The sequence below is a fragment of the Poseidonocella sedimentorum genome (genome assembly GCF_900116005.1).
Taxonomy (GTDB): Bacteria; Pseudomonadota; Alphaproteobacteria; order Rhodobacterales; family Rhodobacteraceae; genus Poseidonocella; species Poseidonocella sedimentorum.
In genome coordinates this window covers 108,334-125,189 of the sequence record NZ_FOYI01000002.1, presented here as the reverse complement: position 1 = coordinate 125,189, position 16,856 = coordinate 108,334, and the positions used below count along the sequence as shown (strand labels likewise).

Here is a 16,856-nt window from a genome sequence, read left to right as displayed (position 1 = left end):
TGGATGATCCGATGAGCAATGACCTGATCGCCAGAGCCGCCATTGACCGCCGAGTCGCGGAAATCATCGCCCCCGTTGTCGAGGACATGGGGTTCGAGCTTGTGCGTGTGCGCCTCATGGGCGGCAAGGCGCCGATCTTGCAGATCATGGCCGAAAAACCCGAGGGCGGGATCGAGGTCGATGACTGCGCCGAGATTTCCACCGCGGTGAGCGCCGTGCTCGACGTGGAGGATCCGATCATCGACGCCTATACGCTCGAAGTCTCCTCGCCCGGAATCGACCGGCCGCTGACCCGGCTGAAGGATTTCGACAGCTGGCAGGGCTACGAGGCCAAGATCGAGACCCAGGAGCTGATCGACGGCCGCCGCCGCTTCAAGGGCGCGCTCGCCGGCACCGAGGGCGGCGAGGTCCTGATCGAGATCGAAGAGGGCACGATCGGGCTGCAATTCGACTGGCTGGCGGATGCCAAGCTGGTCCTGACAGATGAGCTCATCCGCGATGTGCTGCGCAGCCGCAAGGACGCAGGCGCCGTGGATGAAAGCCAGTTTGATGAGATCGACACCATCCTTGATGGCCAGGAGGACTGAGTACATGGCAATCACATCCGCCAACCAGCTTGAGCTTTTGCAGACCGCGGAGGCCGTGGCGCGCGAAAAGATGATCGACCCGGGCCTCGTGGTGGAGGCGATGGAAGAGAGCCTCGCCCGCGCCGCCAAGAGCCGCTACGGCTCGGAGATGGACATCCGCGTGACCATCGACCGCAAGACCGGCCGCGCGACATTCACCCGCGTGCGCACCGTGGTCGAGGATGAAGAGCTTGAGAACTATCAGGCGGAACTGACCGTAGAGCAGGCCAGGCAGTACCTCGAAAACCCGGCCGTGGGCGATGAGTATGTCGAGGAAATCCCGCCCGTGGACATGGGCCGGATCGCCGCGCAATCGGCCAAGCAGGTCATATTGCAGAAGGTCCGCGAAGCCGAGCGCGACCGTCAGTACGAAGAATTCAAGGACCGCGCCGGCACGATCATCAACGGCGTCGTCAAGCGCGAGGAATACGGCAACGTCATCGTCGATATCGGCCGTGGCGAGGGCGTGCTGCGCCGCAACGAGAAGATCGGCCGCGAAAGCTATCGCCCGAACGACCGTATCCGCTGCTACATCAAGGACGTGCGCCGCGAGGCCCGCGGGCCCCAGATCTTCCTGTCGCGCACCGCGCCGGAATTCATGGCCGAGCTGTTCAAGATGGAAGTGCCCGAGATCTACGACGGCATCATCGAACTCAAGGCCGTGGCCCGCGATCCCGGCTCCCGGGCCAAGATCGCCGTGATTTCCTATGACAATTCCATCGATCCGGTCGGGGCCTGCGTCGGGATGCGCGGCTCGCGCGTTCAGGCGGTGGTCAACGAGCTTCAGGGCGAAAAGATCGACATCATCCCGTGGAACGAGGACATGCCGACCTTCCTCGTCAACGCGTTGCAGCCCGCCGAGGTCTCCAAGGTGGTGCTTGATGAAGAGGCCGAGCGCATCGAGGTGGTCGTCCCCGACGAACAGCTCAGCCTCGCGATCGGCCGCCGCGGCCAGAACGTGCGCCTTGCGTCGCAGCTCACCGGCCTCGACATCGACATCATGACCGAGGAAGAGGAATCGGCCCGCCGCCAGAAGGAATTCGAAGAGCGCACCCGCCTCTTCATGGCCGCGCTGGATCTCGACGAGTTCTTCGCCCAGCTTCTCGTCTCCGAAGGGTTCACCACGCTCGAAGAGGTGGCCTATGTCGAGGTGGACGAGCTGATCGTCATCGACGGGGTCGACGAGGACACCGCCAACGAGCTGCAGGCCCGCGCCCGCGACGTGCTCGAAGCCCAGGCCAAGGCCGCGCTCGAACATGCGCGCGAATTGGGTGTCGAAGACAGCCTGGTTGAATTCGACGGGCTCACTCCCCAAATGGTGGAAGCATTGGCCGAAGACGGCGTGAAAACGCTGGAAGATTTCGCGACCTGCGCCGACTGGGAACTTGCCGGCGGCTGGACGACGGAAAACGGCGAGCGCATCAAGGACGATGGCCTTTTGGAAAAGTTCGATGTCTCGCTCGAAGAGGCACAGAACCTTGTGATGACCGCTCGGGTCCTGCTGGGCTGGATCGATCCGGATGATCTCGTGGCGGATGCCGAAGAGGGCGAGGACCTTGAGGGCGAAGACGCCGCCGTCGAGGCCGAGGCCTGAACCGAGGAGAATCGATGAGCCGAGGCGGCCAGAGAAAAACCCGCGACGACGGGCCGGAGCGCAAATGCATCGCCACGGGCGAGGTGCAGCCTGCGACCGGCCTGATCCGGTTCGTGACCTCGCCCGACGGGCTGTTGGTTCCGGACATTCTCGGCAAGTTGCCGGGGCGCGGATACTGGGTCTCGGCGGATCGCGCCGCGCTTGAGACGGCGATCAAGAAGAAGCTCTTTGCCCGCGCCGCGCGGCAGCAGCTGAGCGTGCCCGAGGGGCTGATCGACGAGGTGGAGGCGCAGCTCGCGCGCCGCGTGGTCGACTTGCTCAGCATGGCGCGCAAGTCCGGCGCCGCGGTGTCGGGGTATGAGAAAGTAAAGGATTGGCTCGGTAAAGAGCAGGCCCGCGTGTTGCTCCAGGCGAGTGACGGCTCGGAGCGGGGCAAGTCGAAACTGAGCACGCCGCAGGGCGGCCGCTTCATCGGCTGGCTCACCTCGGGGGAGCTGGGATTGGCTTTCGGGCGTGAAACTGTGATACATGCCGCGCTTGCGTCTGGTGGACTCGCTTCGCGTGTTGTAGAGGAAGCGGCAAAGCTTAAGGGCTTGCGCGGATTGGACGGCGGGAAAACGCCCGCCGGGAAGGAAAAGACGGCTATATGAGCGATAACGACGGCAAAAAGACACTCGGCGTCCGCGGTGGCGGGCCACGTTCGGGCAATGTGAAGCAGAGCTTCAGCCACGGGCGGACGAAAAACGTCGTGGTGGAAACCAAACGCAAGCGCGTTGTGGTGCCGAAAGCGGGTGCGGCCAAGCCGGGTGCGCCCGGCGCCGGTGGTCGAAGCCCCGCGAGCAACCCGTCCAACCGTCCTGCCGGGATCACCGACGCGGAGATGGAACGGCGCCTGCGCGCATTGCAGGCGGCCAAGGCGCGCGAGGCCGAAGATCAGGCCAAGCGCGAGGCCGACGAGAAGGCGCGCGCCGAAGAGCGCGACCGCCTGCGCGCCGAGAAGGAACAGAAAGAGCGCGAGCAGCGCGAGGCCGAGGAAAAGGCCCGCCACCGCGCCGAGGAAGAGGTGCGCGCTGCCAAGGAAGCGGCGGAGGCGGCCAAACGCGCCACCGAAGCGCCCAAGGAAGCTGCGCCCGCCAAGGAAGCACCGGCGGCACGCCCGACCGGCAACAAACCCGCGCCGGCGCCCGGCCCCCGTAAATCCGATCGCGAGCGCGAAGAGCGCGGTCGCTCGGCCAAGGGCCGCGGCGACAGTGGCCGCCGCTCCGGCAAGCTGACGCTCAACCAGGCGCTCACCGGTGGCGAAGGCGGCCGGCAGAAATCGCTCGCAGCGATGAAGCGCAAGCAGGAACGCGCCCGGCAAAAGGCCATGGGCGGGAGCCAGGAGCGCGAGAAGGTCGTGCGCGAGGTCAAGCTGCCCGAGGCGATCACCGTGGGCGAGCTGGCCAACCGGATGGCGGAGCGCGTGGCCGATGTGGTCAAGTCGCTCATGAACAGCGGCATCATGGCGACGCAGAACCAGTCCATCGACGCCGATACCGCCGAGCTCATCATCGAGGAATTCGGCCACAAGGTGACCCGGGTCTCCGATGCTGACGTCGAGGATGTCATCCACACCAAGGAAGACAGCGACGAGGAGCTCAAATCTCGCCCGCCGGTCATCACCATCATGGGCCACGTCGACCACGGCAAGACATCGCTGCTCGACAAGATCCGCAACGCCAAGGTTGTCGCGGGCGAGGCCGGGGGCATCACCCAGCATATCGGGGCCTATCAGGTCAAGACCGACAGCGGCGCGGTGCTCTCCTTCCTCGACACGCCGGGCCACGCGGCCTTCACCTCGATGCGCTCGCGCGGCGCACAGGTGACGGACATCGTCGTGCTTGTTGTCGCCGCCGATGACGCGGTCATGCCGCAGACCATCGAGGCGATCAATCACGCCAAGGCGGCGAACGTGCCGATGATCGTGGCGATCAACAAGATGGACAAACCGGGCGCAACCCCGGACAAGGTCCGGACCGATCTGCTACAGCACGAGGTCGTCGTCGAGGCGATGTCGGGCGAGGTGCAGGACGTTGAAGTCTCGGCCATGACCGGTCAGGGCATTGACGAGCTGCTCGAAGCCATCGCACTGCAGGCCGAGATCCTCGAGCTCAAGGCCAACCCCGATCGCAACGCCGAAGGCGCCGTGATCGAGGCCCAGCTCGACGTGGGCCGCGGCCCCGTCGCGACCGTTCTTGTGCAGAAAGGCACGCTGCGCCAAGGCGATATCTTCGTCGTCGGCGAGCAGTGGGGCAAGGTCCGCGCGCTGATCAACGACCGGGGCGACCGGGTCAAGGAAGCGGGTCCGTCGGTGCCGGTCGAGGTGCTTGGCCTCAACGGGACACCCGAGGCGGGCGACGTGCTCAATGTGGTCGAGACCGAGGCGCAGGCGCGCGAGATCGCGGAATACCGCGAGCAGGCCGCCAAGGACAAACGCGCAGCGGCCGGCGCCGCGACGACGCTCGATCAGCTTCTGGCCAAGGCCAAGGAAGACGAGAACGTCAAGGAGCTGCCCATTCTGGTCAAGGCCGACGTGCAGGGCTCTGCCGAGGCGATCATCCAGGCGATGGAGAAGATCGGCAACGAGGAGGTGCGCGTGCGCGTGCTGCACTCGGGCGTCGGCGCCATCACCGAGACGGATATCGGCCTTGCCGAAGCCTCTGGCGCGCCGGTCATCGGCTTCAACGTCCGGGCCAACGCGACCGCGCGGAACGTGGCCAACCAGAAGGGCGTCGAGATCCGCTACTACAGCGTGATCTATGACCTCGTGGACGATGTGAAGGCGGCGGCCTCTGGCCTGCTCTCCGCCGAAATCCGCGAGACCTTCATCGGCTACGCCAAGATCAAGGAAGTCTTCAAGGTCACCGGCGTTGGCAAGGTTGCCGGCTGTCTCGTGACCGAAGGCGTCGCGCGCCGCTCTGCCGGTGTGCGCCTCCTGCGCGACGACGTGGTGATCCACGAGGGTACGCTCAAGACGCTCAAGCGCTTCAAGGACGAGGTTGCCGAAGTGCAATCGGGTCAGGAATGCGGGATGGCCTTCGAGAACTACGACGACATTCGCCCCGACGATGTCATCGAGATCTTCGAGCGGCAGGAAGTCGAGCGCAATCTGGACTGATCCGCGCGCACGTACGGCGCTATCGATTAAAAAGGGTGGCCTCCGGGCCGCCCTTTTTGCTGTAGGGGTGGGCCATGGGCTCGGTCTGCACTCCTAGAACGTGATAATCTCCAAATCTGAACGGGTCGCGGTTCTGCGCCACTGCTTTCAATGCGAGAGGCGGAAGCCCGCGATTTCGTCCTGAGTGGGGGAACAAAAAAAGGGTGACCCATCGGATCACCCTTCCTAAAATCTTGAGCCGTGTCTCGCGCCTCTGGGTTATGCCGAAATCGGCAGGCCCGTGTAGAGGCGTTTGCCAACTTTGATAACGATCTCGCCGTTATTCAGCGTGCGAACCAGCAAACCTTGTACCGAGACACAACTTCCAAGTGTGATTGTCTTTACCACGAGCCTGCGCCCTCCCTGTCTCGACTGATGTAACTATTCCGCCAAATTACTGACACGTTAAGTTTAAATTTCCGGCGTTGCGCTGAAATCTTGGACGGCGTGCGGCGGATCGGCGGATTATCGCCGACTACAGCAGTTCCCGTATGACGGGAATCAGGGGAATGTCCGCGGCCGGCATCGGATAGCTGCGCAGATCCGCCGGGCGGACCCATTTCAACACCTGGCCTTCGCGCGGCCGGGGCGCGCCTTCCCACCTGCGGCAGGCAAAGAGCGGCATCAGCAAATGAAAGGTCTCATAGCTGTGGCTGGCAAAGCTCAGCGGCGCGAGGCAGCTTTGCCACGTATCGATCCCGAGTTCTTCGTGGAGTTCGCGAATCAGAGCCGCCTCGGGGGTCTCGCCCGGCTCGACCTTGCCGCCCGGAAACTCCCAGAGCCCGGCCATGGGCTTGCCCTCGGGGCGTTGCGCCAGCAGCACCCGCCCGTCCACGTCGATCAGCGCGACCGCCGAGACGAGCACGGTTTTCACGAGCGGTAATCCGCGTTGATCGAAATGTAGCCGTGGGTGAGATCGCAGGTCCAGACCGTCGCCTCGCCATTGCCGAGCCCCAGATCGACGCGGATCTTGATCTCCTGGCCCTTCATGTGGGTGGCGCCATCGGCCTCGCGGTACTCCGGATGGACCCAGCCATCGGCGGCGACCTGTGTTTCCCCGAACCAGATCGCGAGCCTGTCGCGATCCGCGGGGGCCCCGGATTTGCCGATCGCCATGACGACACGGCCCCAGTTGGGATCTTCGCCGGCGACGGCGGTCTTGATCAGAGGCGAGTTGGCGATGGCCATGGCGTGCGTTCTGGCGCCGGCGTCGCTGTCGGCTCCGGTGACGCGCACCTCGACGAATTTGGTCGCGCCCTCGCCGTCGCGGACAACCTGATGCGCGAGGTCGAGCATCACGCCGCGCAGCGCCTCCTTGAAGAGCCCCTCGGGTTCTTTTACCGCCACGCCGGAAGCGCCGGTGGCGGCGAGCAGGAGGGCGTCGGAAGTGGACGTGTCGCTGTCCACGGTGATGCTGTTGAAGGTGGGGCCGACGAGATCGTCGAGCATGGACTGCAGAACAGGCCGCTCGATTTTCGCATCGGTGAAGATATAGACCAGCATCGTCGCCATGTCGGGCGCGATCATGCCGGAGCCCTTGGCGATCCCGGCGATGCGGACCGTCCCGCCGGGCAGGGGGACCTCGGCCGATACGCCTTTGGGGAAGGTGTCGGTGGTCATGATCGCGCGGGCGGCCCGGTCAATCGCGGCGCCATCCAGCGCGGCCTTGAGCTCATCGAGCTTGGCGGTGATGCGCCCGTGGGGCAGCGGCTCGCCGATCACACCGGTGGAGGAGGAAAAGACCCGCGCTTCCGCGATCCCGAGCGTTTCGGCGACGGCGGACGTGACCGCGCGGGTGGCGTCGATCCCGTTGCGGCCGGTGAAGGCGTTGGCGTTGCCCGAGTTGACGATGATCGCCGCGCGCCCCTCGGCGGGCCCCGCGATCTTGGCTTGGCAATCGAGCACCGGCGCCGCCCGCGTGGTGGAGCGGGTGAAGACGCCGGCCATCTGCGTGCCCTCGGCGAGCTCGGCAAGCATCACGTCAACGCGGCCCGCGTAGCGCACCCCCGCGGCGACGGCGGCGAAGCGCACGCCGCCGATTTCGGGCAGATCGGGGAAGGACTCCGGGGCGAGCGGCGAAACCTTGGTCATCTGGCGGTGCTCACTCGTCCACGAGGCTGTAGTCGGAGAGCGCGCTGGCGTCGATCTTGTCGGGCTCGACGCGGGTGATCACGGCGGATTCGCGCAGCTCTGCGATCCGGGCGGCCACGGCCTCGTTGCGGATCTGGTCGGTGATCTGGTTGCGGACGTCGTCCAGCGGCGGGATCTGGGAGTCGCGGCTGTCGTTGAGCTGGACAAGGTGCCAGCCGAACTGGGTCTGGATCGGGCCAGACACGGCGCCGGGCTCCAGCGTCTTGACCGCATCTTCGAAGGGTTTGACCATCATCCCCTCGCCGAACCAGCCGAGATTGCCGCCATTGGGGCCGGAGGGCCCGGTGGAGTGTTCCTTGGCCAGCGCGCCGAAATCGGCCCCGGCCTCGATCTCTGCCGCCAGGGCGAGGGCTTCTTCCTCGGTCTCCACGAGAATGTGAGAAGCGTTGTACTCCGGTGTGGCGCCGGCGCTTGCGTAGTCCTGCTCGTAGCGCGCCTCGATGGCGGCCACGGTGAGCGCATCGCCCACGACCTGCTCCATCACATCGGCGGCGATCATGTTGCGCTCTTCGTTCTCCAGCGCGAGGGCCACGAAGCCCGGCGCCTCGCCCTCAAGCGACTGCGCGAGCAACTCCTGCTGCACGAGCTGGTCGAGCAGGGCGGTGTAGAGCACCGGATCGGGGAGTTCCTGATACTGCGGCGGCAGTTTCGCGCGCGTCAGGATCAGGTGTCCCATGGTGATTTCAGTGCCGTTGACATCGGCGACCACGGTCTGCGCCGAGACGCCGTCGTCCTGGGCCGCCAGAGGCGTGACCATGGTGACACAGAGCGCGCTGGCGGCGAGAGTGCCGAGCAGAATGGAACGGAACTGGGGCATTGATGCATCCTTTTGAGGCCGTGCCGCGGGGCCACGGCGTTGACACTAATATGCTGGCCCCTTACATCGCACAAGTCGATCACGGGAGGCCCTACGGCATCTGTTTCTAGGGAGCGCCCCGCGGACAGGCAAGCAAGGACCGAACACGACTTTGTAAGGTTCGGGGCAAACAGGCGGAGACGTAATGCTGGGTTTTGGAACAGTTGCCAGAAAGATCTTCGGCACCCCGAACGATCGGTTGGTAAAGGCCACCCGGCCGCTCGTCGCTCAGATCAACGCGCTGGAGCCCGAGTTCGAGGCCCTGAGCGACGATGAGCTGATCGCACGCACGGCCGATCTACGCACCCGCGCGGAAGGCGGCGAGAGCCTCGATGCGCTGTTGCCCGAGGCCTTCGCCAACTGCCGCGAGGCGGCGCGCCGCGCCCTCGGCCTCCGGGCGTTCGACGTCCAGCTGATGGGCGGGATCTTCCTGCACCAGGGCAATATTTCCGAGATGAAGACCGGGGAGGGCAAGACCCTCGTCGCCACATTCCCCGCCTATCTCAACGCGCTCACCGGCAAGGGCGTTCATATCGTGACGGTCAACGACTACCTCGCCAAGCGCGATGCGGAGTGGATGAGCAAGGTCTATGCCGCGCTCGGGCTCAGCACCGGTGTCGTCTATCCGCAGCAGCCGGAGGCCGAGAAACAGGCCGCCTATGCCGCCGATATCACCTATGCCACCAACAACGAGCTGGGCTTCGACTACCTGCGCGACAACATGAAATCGAAGCTGTCGGACATGTCGCAGCGTGGGCACAACTTCGCCATCGTCGACGAGGTGGACAGCATCCTGATCGACGAGGCCCGCACGCCGCTCATCATTTCCGGCCCGGCGCAGGATCGCAGCGAGCTTTACGTCTCGGTCGACCGGCTGATCCCCGATCTGTCCGAAGAGCATTTCACCATCGACGAGAAGACGCGAAACGTCACCTTCACCGACGAGGGCAACGAGTTCCTCGAAGAGCAGCTCAAGGCCCGCGGCCTCCTGCCCGAAGAACAGAGCCTTTACGATCCGGAAAGCACGACGATCGTGCACCACATCAATCAGGGCCTGCGCGCGCACAAGCTGTTCCAGAAGGACAAGGATTACATCGTCCGGGATGGCGACGTGGTGCTGATCGACGAATTCACCGGCCGGATGATGGCCGGGCGGCGGCTCTCCGACGGGCTGCACCAGGCGATCGAGGCCAAGGAAGGCTGCACCATCCAGCCCGAGAACGTGACCCTCGCCTCCGTCACCTTCCAGAACTATTTCCGGCTCTACAACAAGCTCTCCGGCATGACCGGCACGGCCGCCACCGAGGCCGAAGAGTTTCAGGAAATCTACGGGCTTGGCGTCGTCGAGGTCCCGACCAACCGCGAGATCGCGCGGATCGACGAGGACGATCAGGTCTTCCGCACCGCCAAGGAGAAGTTCGAGGCGATCGTGGCGACGATCAAGGAGGCCCACGAGAAGGCGCAGCCGGTGCTCGTCGGGACCACCTCCATCGAGAAATCCGAGTTCCTGTCGCAAATGCTCGCCGCCGAGGGCATCCCGCACAACGTCCTCAACGCGCGCCAGCACGAGCAGGAGGCCCAGATCGTCGCCGATGCGGGCAAGCTCGGCGCGGTCACCATCGCGACCAACATGGCCGGGCGCGGGACCGACATCCAGCTTGGCGGCAATGTCGAGATGAAGGTGCTGGAGGCGCTGGCCGCCGATCCCGAGGCCAATCCCGACGAGCTTCGCACGAAGATCGAGGCCGAACACGCCGATGAAAAGGCCAAGGTGCTCGAAGCCGGCGGGCTCTTTGTTCTGGCCACCGAGCGCCACGAGAGCCGCCGAATCGACAACCAGCTCCGCGGCCGCTCCGGCCGTCAGGGCGATCCGGGTCGCTCGTCCTTCTTCCTGTCGCTCGAAGACGATCTGATGCGCATCTTCGGGTCCGAACGGCTCGACAAGATGCTCTCGCGGCTCGGGCTCAAGGATGGCGAGGCCATCGTCCACCCATGGGTCAACAAGTCGCTCGAACGGGCGCAGGCCAAGGTCGAGGGGCGCAACTTCGACATTCGCAAGCAGCTCCTGAAATTCGACGACGTGATGAACGATCAGCGCAAGGTGATCTTCAGCCAGCGCCGCGAGATCATGGAGACCGAGGATCTCTCCGAGATCACCGCCGACATGCGCGATCAGGTGATCGACGATCTCATCGAGCAATACATGCCGCCCAAGACCTACGCCGATCAGTGGGACACTGAGGGGCTTTATGCCGCCGCAATCGAAAAGCTCGGGATCGACGTGCCCGTGATTGCCTGGGCGCAGGAGGACGGGGTCGACGACGAGGTCATCGTCGAGCGGCTCACCGAGGCCTCCGACAAGATGCTCGCCGAGAAGGCCGAGGCCTTCGGGCCCGAGAACATGCGCAACATCGAAAAACAGGTGTTGTTGCAGACCATCGACCAGAAATGGCGCGAACATCTGCTGACGCTTGAACATCTGCGCTCCGTCGTCGGTTTCCGCGGCTATGCGCAACGCGATCCGCTCAACGAGTACAAGACCGAGGCCTTCCAGCTCTTTGAAGGGATGCTCGACAGCCTGCGCGAGCAGGTCACGCAGCAGATCGCCCAGATTCGCCCGATGACGCAGGAAGAGCAGGCGGCGATGATGGCGCAGCTCCGCGCGCAACAGGCGCAGCTTGAGGCCGCGGCCAAGGCGCCGCAACCCGCGACCGAGACCGCCGATGCGGGCGAGGCGCCGGCAGAGGCCACCGTGCCCGCAGACGGGTTCGACGAGACCAACCCCGAGACATGGGGCAACCCGGGCCGCAACGAGGCCTGCCCCTGCGGATCGGGCAAGAAATTCAAGCATTGCCACGGTCGGCTCGTCTGACGCGCAGGCGGCGCGCGGGGGTGATGTCTCCTGCGCGCCTCTGGCTGCTCTGTGCGGCCATCCTCCTCGCTCCGCTCAGCGCCCGGGCCGAGGAGATCACCCTGCGCGCGCCGGACGCGGATTTCGCCTTCTCCGGCCAGTTGCTGGGCTTTGACGGCCGTTATTTCCGTATCGACAGCGCCTACGGCATCCTGACGCTCGACGGCCAGGGTCTCGTTTGCGACGGCGCGCCGTGCCCGGACCGCGCCGCCTTCGCGCCAACCCTGCGCATCGCCACCGATCCCGCTCTGGCTCCCGTGCTCTGGCCCGCTCTGGTCGAGGCTTTCGCGCGGGGCAGGGGGCTGGAGGTCGAGCGGTTCGAGGCCGGCGCGCGCCATTCCGGGCTCACCCTCCGGTCGCGCGGGGAGGATGGGGCAGACGGCGCGCTGCGTTTCACCGTCCGGCTACACACCACCGATGCCTCCGAAGGGGTGGCCGACCTGCTCGCCGGCGAGGCCGATCTGCTCGCCGCCGCGCGGGCGCTGACCGAGGATGAGCTGATGCTGTTGCAGGGGGCCGGGCTCGGCGCGCTCGACGGGCCGCACCGGCAACGCCGCCTCGCGCGGGACGCCCTGGTCCCCGTCGCGGAAGACGGCGCGCCGCCTTTACCCGTGGAACTGTCCGACTTGATGCTGGACGTTCTGGAGCCGGAGGAGGGCGGGGCGCCCCTTGCGCGCGGCGGCAATCAGGCGGACCGGTGGCACCATCTGACCGGCGGGGCGTCCGCGCGCCCCGTCTCGCCGTCCCTCCTGCCCTACGCTGCCAGCCGCGGCGCCCGTACGCGCCCCCTGCAAGGCGCCTGCGGGCTGCGGCAGACCGCCCGGGATGCAACCCTGCGGAGCGGCGACTACGCGCTGACCGTGCCCCTGCGCCTCTACATCCCCGCGCCGCGCCTGCCCGCGCTCTCCCGTGCCTTCCTCGCCTATCTTGATAGCGACGCCGCGCAGCGCGTCATTCGCCGCGCAGGGTTCATCGACGCGCTGCCTGCGGTGGCCTCGGAGGGGCTCTCGAAGGAGCGTCTTCGCAACGCGGTGCTGCAGGACGGAGCGAGTTTGGCGCGCCTGCGGTCGCTCGTTGCCGAGCTCGGGGATCGCTCGCGTCTGGCAGTTGACCTGCGCGGCGACGCCGGGCGTTCCGAGCAGCAATTGCGCCGGGTCATCGCGGCGTTGCAGCGGGACGCGGGCGACATCCTCATCATCGGGTTCGGTGGCACCGAAGCGCAGAGCCTCGCGCGCGCCGAGGCGCTGCGGGAGCGGTTGCTCGCGCACTGGCCCGAGGGGGCGGATGCGATGACGGCAAGGGGCTTCGGCGGGGCGCTCCCGCTTGTCTGCGACGACGCGCCCGGTGCGGCGCGGATCAATGCCCGCGTGGAAATCTGGCTCGCGCCGTCGGCTCAGAGATAGCCTTCGGTCCGAAAGCTCAGCTCCTTGGATTTACCGACGATGATATGGTCATGCAGCGTGATGCCCATGACATCCGCCGCGTCGAGAATCTGGTTCGTCATGGCGATATCCGCGTCCGAGGGGGTCGGATCGCCCGACGGGTGATTGTGCACGAGGATAATGGCCGAGGCGTTGATCTCCAGCGCGCGTTTGACCACCTCGCGGGGGTAGACCGGCACATGATCGACCGTGCCCTCGGCCTGTTCCTCATCGGCAATGAGGACGTTCTTGCGATCGAGAAAGAGAATGCGGAATTGCTCGGTCTCGCGGTGTGACATGGTCGCGTGGCAGTAGTCGATCAGGGCTTTCCAAGTGGAGACCACCGGCCGCTCCATCACCCGCGAGCGCGACAGCCGGTGCGCCGCGGCCTCGACGATCTTGAGCTCGCAAACCACCGCCGGGCCCACGCCGTTGACCTTGAGCAGGCGCGGAATAGGGGCCGAGAGCACGCCGTTGAAATCGCCGAAAAGCTCCAGCAATTCGCGCGCGAGCGGTTTCACGTCGCAGCGCGGGATCGCGCGAAAGAGGACCAGCTCCAGCATCTCGTAATCGGGCAAAGCCCCCGCGCCGCCGTTGAGGAATCGCTCGCGCAGCCGGGCGCGGTGATCCTTGATATAGGAGGGCAGCTTGCTGGAATTGCCCCGGGAGCGGCGCTTGCCATAGCTTTTTGTGCTGCGCGCTTCATCATTGGCAAAGAGCGACATCGGAGCTTCGGCGAAGTTGAAGAACTTTTTCATGGCGGCAACTGTGCCGCACCCGGATGAACGGGCGGTTAACCAGTTGCCGGGCCACGAGAAATTCGCGCGGCCCGGACTGTTGGTTTGATGGGGCCGACGGGGCGGCTCAGCCCTTCATCGAATCCCAGAAGCTTTTGACCGAGCTGAAGAAGCTGGAGCTTTCGGGGCTGTTGTCGGAGCTTTCGGCGTCGAATTCCTTCAGCAGCTCTTTTTGCCGCGTGGTGAGGTTCACCGGGGTTTCGACGGCCAGTTCGATGAACATGTCGCCGCGCGCGCCGCCGCGCAGGGCGGGCATGCCCTTGCCGCGCAGGCGCATCTGACGGCCCGCCTGGCTGCCGGCGGGGATCTTGACGCGCGAACGCCCGCCCTCGATCGTCGGGACTTCGATATCGCCGCCGAGCGCCGCTGTGGCCATGCTCACGGGCACGCGGCAGTGAAGCTCGTTGCCCTCCCGCTCGAAGAGCTTGTGCGGGGCCACCTCGACGAAGATGTAGAGATCGCCCGTCGGCCCGCCGCGCATGCCCGCTTCGCCCTCACCCGCAAGGCGGATGCGCGTGCCGGTCTCGACACCGGCGGGAATGTTGACCGAAAGCGCGCGTTCCTTCTGCACGCGTCCGGCCCCGCCGCAGGATTTGCACGGGTTGGAGATCGTCTGTCCGAGGCCGGAACAGGTCGGGCAGGTGCGCTCCACCGTGAAGAAGCCCTGCTGCGCACGGACTTTGCCCATGCCCGCACAGGTCGGGCAGGTGATGGGTTCGGCGCCGCCCTCCGCCCCGGAGCCGCTGCAGGCGGTGCAGACGGTGGAGCCGGGGACGTTGATCGTCTTCTTGAGGCCGGAAAAGGCATCTTCGAGCGAGATTCGCAGGTTGTAGCGCAGATCGGCGCCGCGTGCGGCCCGCTGCCGGGCCCCGCCGCCGCGCTGGCCGCCCATGAAATCGCCGAAGAGGTCGTCGAAGACATCCGAGAAGGCCGAAGCGAAGTCGCCCTGCCCGCCCGCGCCGGGACGCGCCCCGCCGCCACCGCCCATGCCGCCCTCAAAGGCTGCATGGCCGAAGCGGTCATAGGCCGCCTTTTTCTCGGCATCCTTGAGGACCTCATAGGCCTCGCCGGCTTCCTTGAACTTGCCTTCAGCAGCCGGATCATCGGAATTGCGGTCCGGGTGAAGCTCCTTGGCCTTGCGGCGATAGGCTTTCTTGATCTCGTCGGCGGAGGCGCCGCGCTCGACCCCCAAGACATCGTAATAGTCGCGTTTTGACATCGGTTCTTCCCCCTAGCGGAACGAGAAGGGCCGGTCCGGTGACCGAACCGGCCCTTGGTGCCCCGGGTTCCGGGATGTTGTCAGGCGCGTTTGTCGCTGCCGAGATCTTCGAAATCGGCGTCGACGATATCGTCCGCGTCCGGGCTTGCCTCGTCGGCCGCCTCCGGCTCGCTGGCGCCACCCTCGTCCTGGCTGGACTTGTAGATGGCCTCGCCCAGCTTCATCGCCGCTTCGGTCACGTTCTGGATGCCCGACTTGATCTTCTCGGCGTCGTCGCTCTCAAGCTCGTCCTTGAGCGCGGCGATGGCCAGTTCGATCGCTTCGATGGTGGTCGGATCGACCTTGTCGGCGTGCTCTTCCATCGACTTCTCGGTCGAGTGGATGAGGCTCTCCGCCTGGTTCTTGGCCTCGACGAGATCGCGGCGGGCCTTGTCGGCCTCGGCGTTCTCTTCGGCTTCCTTGACCATGTTCTCGATGTCGGCATCCGACAGACCGCCAGACGCCTGGATCGTGATCTTCTGCTCCTTGCCGGTGCCTTTGTCGGTCGCGCCGACGGAGACGATGCCGTTGGCGTCGATGTCGAAGGTCACTTCGATCTGGGGCATGCCGCGCGGGGCGGGCGGGATGCTCTCGAGGTTGAACTGTCCGAGGATCTTGTTGTCCGCGGCCATTTCGCGCTCACCCTGGAAGACACGGATCGTCACGGCCGACTGGTTGTCTTCGGCGGTGGAGAAGATCTGGCTCTTCTTGGTCGGGATCGTGGTGTTGCGGTCGATCAGCCGGGTGAAGACGCCGCCGAGTGTTTCGATGCCGAGCGACAGCGGGGTCACGTCGAGCAGGACCACGTCCTTGACGTCGCCTTGCAGAACGCCGGCCTGAATCGCGGCGCCCATCGCCACGACCTCGTCGGGGTTCACGCCCTTGTGCGGCTCCTTGCCGAAGAACTTGGTCACCTCTTCGATAACCTTCGGCATGCGGGTCATCCCGCCGACGAGCACGACCTCGTCCACGTCATTGGCGCTGATGCCGGCGTCCTTGAGGGCGGCCTGACAGGGTTTCATCGAGGCCTTGATGAGATCGCCCACGAGGCTTTCCAGCTTGGCGCGGGTCAGTTTCATGACCATGTGCAGCGGCTGGCCGGTGCTTGAATCCATCGAGATGAACGGCTGGTTGATCTCGGTCTGGCTGGAGGACGACAGCTCGATCTTGGCCTTCTCGGCGGCTTCCTTGAGCCGCTGCAGCGCCATCTTGTCCTTGGTCAGGTCAACGCCATGCTCTTTCTTGAACTCGTCGGCGAGGTAGCTGACGATGCGCATGTCGAAGTCTTCACCGCCGAGGAACGTGTCGCCGTTGGTGGATTTCACTTCGAAGAGCCCGTCGTCGATCTCGAGGATCGTGACGTCGAAGGTCCCGCCGCCAAGGTCATAGACCGCGATCGTCTGGGTCTCTTCCTTGTCGAGGCCATAGGCCAGTGCGGCGGCCGTCGGCTCGTTGATGATGCGCAGCACTTCGAGGCCCGCGATCTTGCCGGCGTCTTTTGTCGCCTGCCGCTGGGCATCGTTGAAGTAGGCGGGAACGGTGATGACGGCTTGCGTCACGTCTTCGCCGAGGTAGCTTTCGGCGGTTTCCTTCATCTTGCCGAGGATGAAGGCGGAGATTTGCGAGGGGCTGTATTTCTCGCCCTTGGCTTCGACCCATGCGTCGCCGTTGCCGCCGTCCACGAGGTTGAACGGCAGGTTCTTCTTGTCCTTGGCGAGGTGCTTGTCGTCGTAGCGGCGGCCGATCAGGCGCTTGACGCCGAAGATGGTGTTGGCCGCGTTGGTGACAGCCTGCCGTTTGGCGGCCTGACCGACGAGGCGTTCGTCGTCGGTGAAGGCGACGATGGAGGGGGTCGTGCGCGCCCCTTCGGAGTTTTCAATGACCTTGGCCTGCGCGCCGTCCATGATGGCGACACAGCTGTTGGTTGTCCCGAGGTCGATACCGATAACTTTAGCCATGAATATTGATCCCTTTACCTTAGGCGATATCTCGGACGCGGACCCATGTTGGCATCCCGCCAGATCACGGATGCGACAGGCATCGGGT

At 65.4% G+C, this 16,856-nt stretch carries 12 protein-coding genes; 6 read left to right on the top strand and 6 right to left on the bottom strand.

Features of this window, described 5'->3' with window-relative positions; translation table 11 throughout:
* Positions 1-11 precede the first annotated feature (11 nt).
* The 4 genes from rimP to infB are packed head-to-tail and all read left to right on the top strand — an operon-like array spanning position 12 to position 5,377.
* Positions 12-587 carry a ribosome maturation factor RimP gene (rimP, locus tag BM353_RS03575; RefSeq protein WP_092077513.1) on the top strand — a complete coding sequence of 192 codons (576 nt, stop codon included), beginning with the start codon at positions 12-14 and terminating at the stop codon, positions 585-587.
* A gap of 4 nt (positions 588-591) precedes the next feature.
* Entirely contained in the window at positions 592-2,220 is a 1,629-nt protein-coding gene (gene nusA / locus BM353_RS03570; RefSeq protein WP_092076723.1) for a transcription termination factor NusA, read from the top strand.
* Between the two features lie 14 nt (positions 2,221-2,234).
* Positions 2,235-2,870: an RNA-binding protein gene (locus BM353_RS03565; RefSeq protein ID WP_092076721.1), complete on the top strand. Its 636-nt coding sequence runs from the start codon at positions 2,235-2,237 to the stop codon at positions 2,868-2,870.
* Positions 2,867-5,377, top strand: coding sequence for a translation initiation factor IF-2 (gene infB / locus BM353_RS03560; RefSeq protein WP_092076719.1), 2,511 nt, complete (start codon positions 2,867-2,869; stop codon positions 5,375-5,377). The genes BM353_RS03565 and infB overlap by 4 nt, the downstream gene beginning before the upstream one ends.
* 514 nt (positions 5,378-5,891) lie before the next feature.
* On the opposite strand, the gene BM353_RS03550 is transcribed toward infB, so the two are convergent.
* From BM353_RS03550 to BM353_RS03540, 3 genes are read right to left on the bottom strand one after another with little or no spacing between them, the layout of a single operon-like run.
* Entirely contained in the window at positions 5,892-6,290 is a 399-nt protein-coding gene (locus tag BM353_RS03550) for a (deoxy)nucleoside triphosphate pyrophosphohydrolase (RefSeq protein WP_092076715.1), read from the bottom strand.
* Positions 6,287-7,507: a bifunctional glutamate N-acetyltransferase/amino-acid acetyltransferase ArgJ gene (gene argJ / locus BM353_RS03545; protein WP_092076713.1), complete on the bottom strand. Its 1,221-nt coding sequence runs from the start codon at positions 7,505-7,507 to the stop codon at positions 6,287-6,289. The genes BM353_RS03550 and argJ overlap by 4 nt, the downstream gene beginning before the upstream one ends.
* Positions 7,508-7,517: 10 nt before the next feature.
* Complete coding sequence (locus BM353_RS03540) at positions 7,518-8,384, bottom strand: peptidylprolyl isomerase (protein WP_092076711.1); 867 nt, start codon at positions 8,382-8,384, stop codon at positions 7,518-7,520.
* 184 nt (positions 8,385-8,568) lie between these two features.
* On the opposite strand from BM353_RS03540, the gene secA reads away from it, so the two are divergent.
* Positions 8,569-11,295: a preprotein translocase subunit SecA gene (secA, locus tag BM353_RS03535; protein WP_092076709.1), complete on the top strand. Its 2,727-nt coding sequence runs from the start codon at positions 8,569-8,571 to the stop codon at positions 11,293-11,295.
* Positions 11,296-11,318: 23 nt separating this feature from the next.
* Entirely contained in the window at positions 11,319-12,737 is a 1,419-nt protein-coding gene (locus BM353_RS03530) for an OmpA family protein (RefSeq protein WP_092076707.1), read from the top strand.
* Here the strand turns inward: BM353_RS03530 and radC are convergent.
* The 3 genes from radC to dnaK all read right to left on the bottom strand — a co-directional run bounded on the left by radC (position 12,728) and on the right by dnaK (position 16,768).
* A complete protein-coding gene (gene radC, locus BM353_RS03525; protein WP_092076705.1) occupies positions 12,728-13,513 on the bottom strand; it encodes a RadC family protein in 786 nt (261 codons plus the stop codon). The genes BM353_RS03530 and radC overlap by 10 nt on opposite strands.
* 106 nt (positions 13,514-13,619) lie before the next feature.
* The gene (dnaJ, locus tag BM353_RS03520) at positions 13,620-14,771 is read right to left on the bottom strand and encodes a molecular chaperone DnaJ (protein WP_092076703.1); all 1,152 of its coding nucleotides are present in this window, start codon (positions 14,769-14,771) and stop codon (positions 13,620-13,622) included.
* Positions 14,772-14,851: 80 nt separating this feature from the next.
* Positions 14,852-16,768 carry a molecular chaperone DnaK gene (gene dnaK / locus BM353_RS03515; RefSeq protein WP_092076701.1) on the bottom strand — a complete coding sequence of 639 codons (1,917 nt, stop codon included), beginning with the start codon at positions 16,766-16,768 and terminating at the stop codon, positions 14,852-14,854.
* Positions 16,769-16,856: the final 88 nt, after the last annotated feature.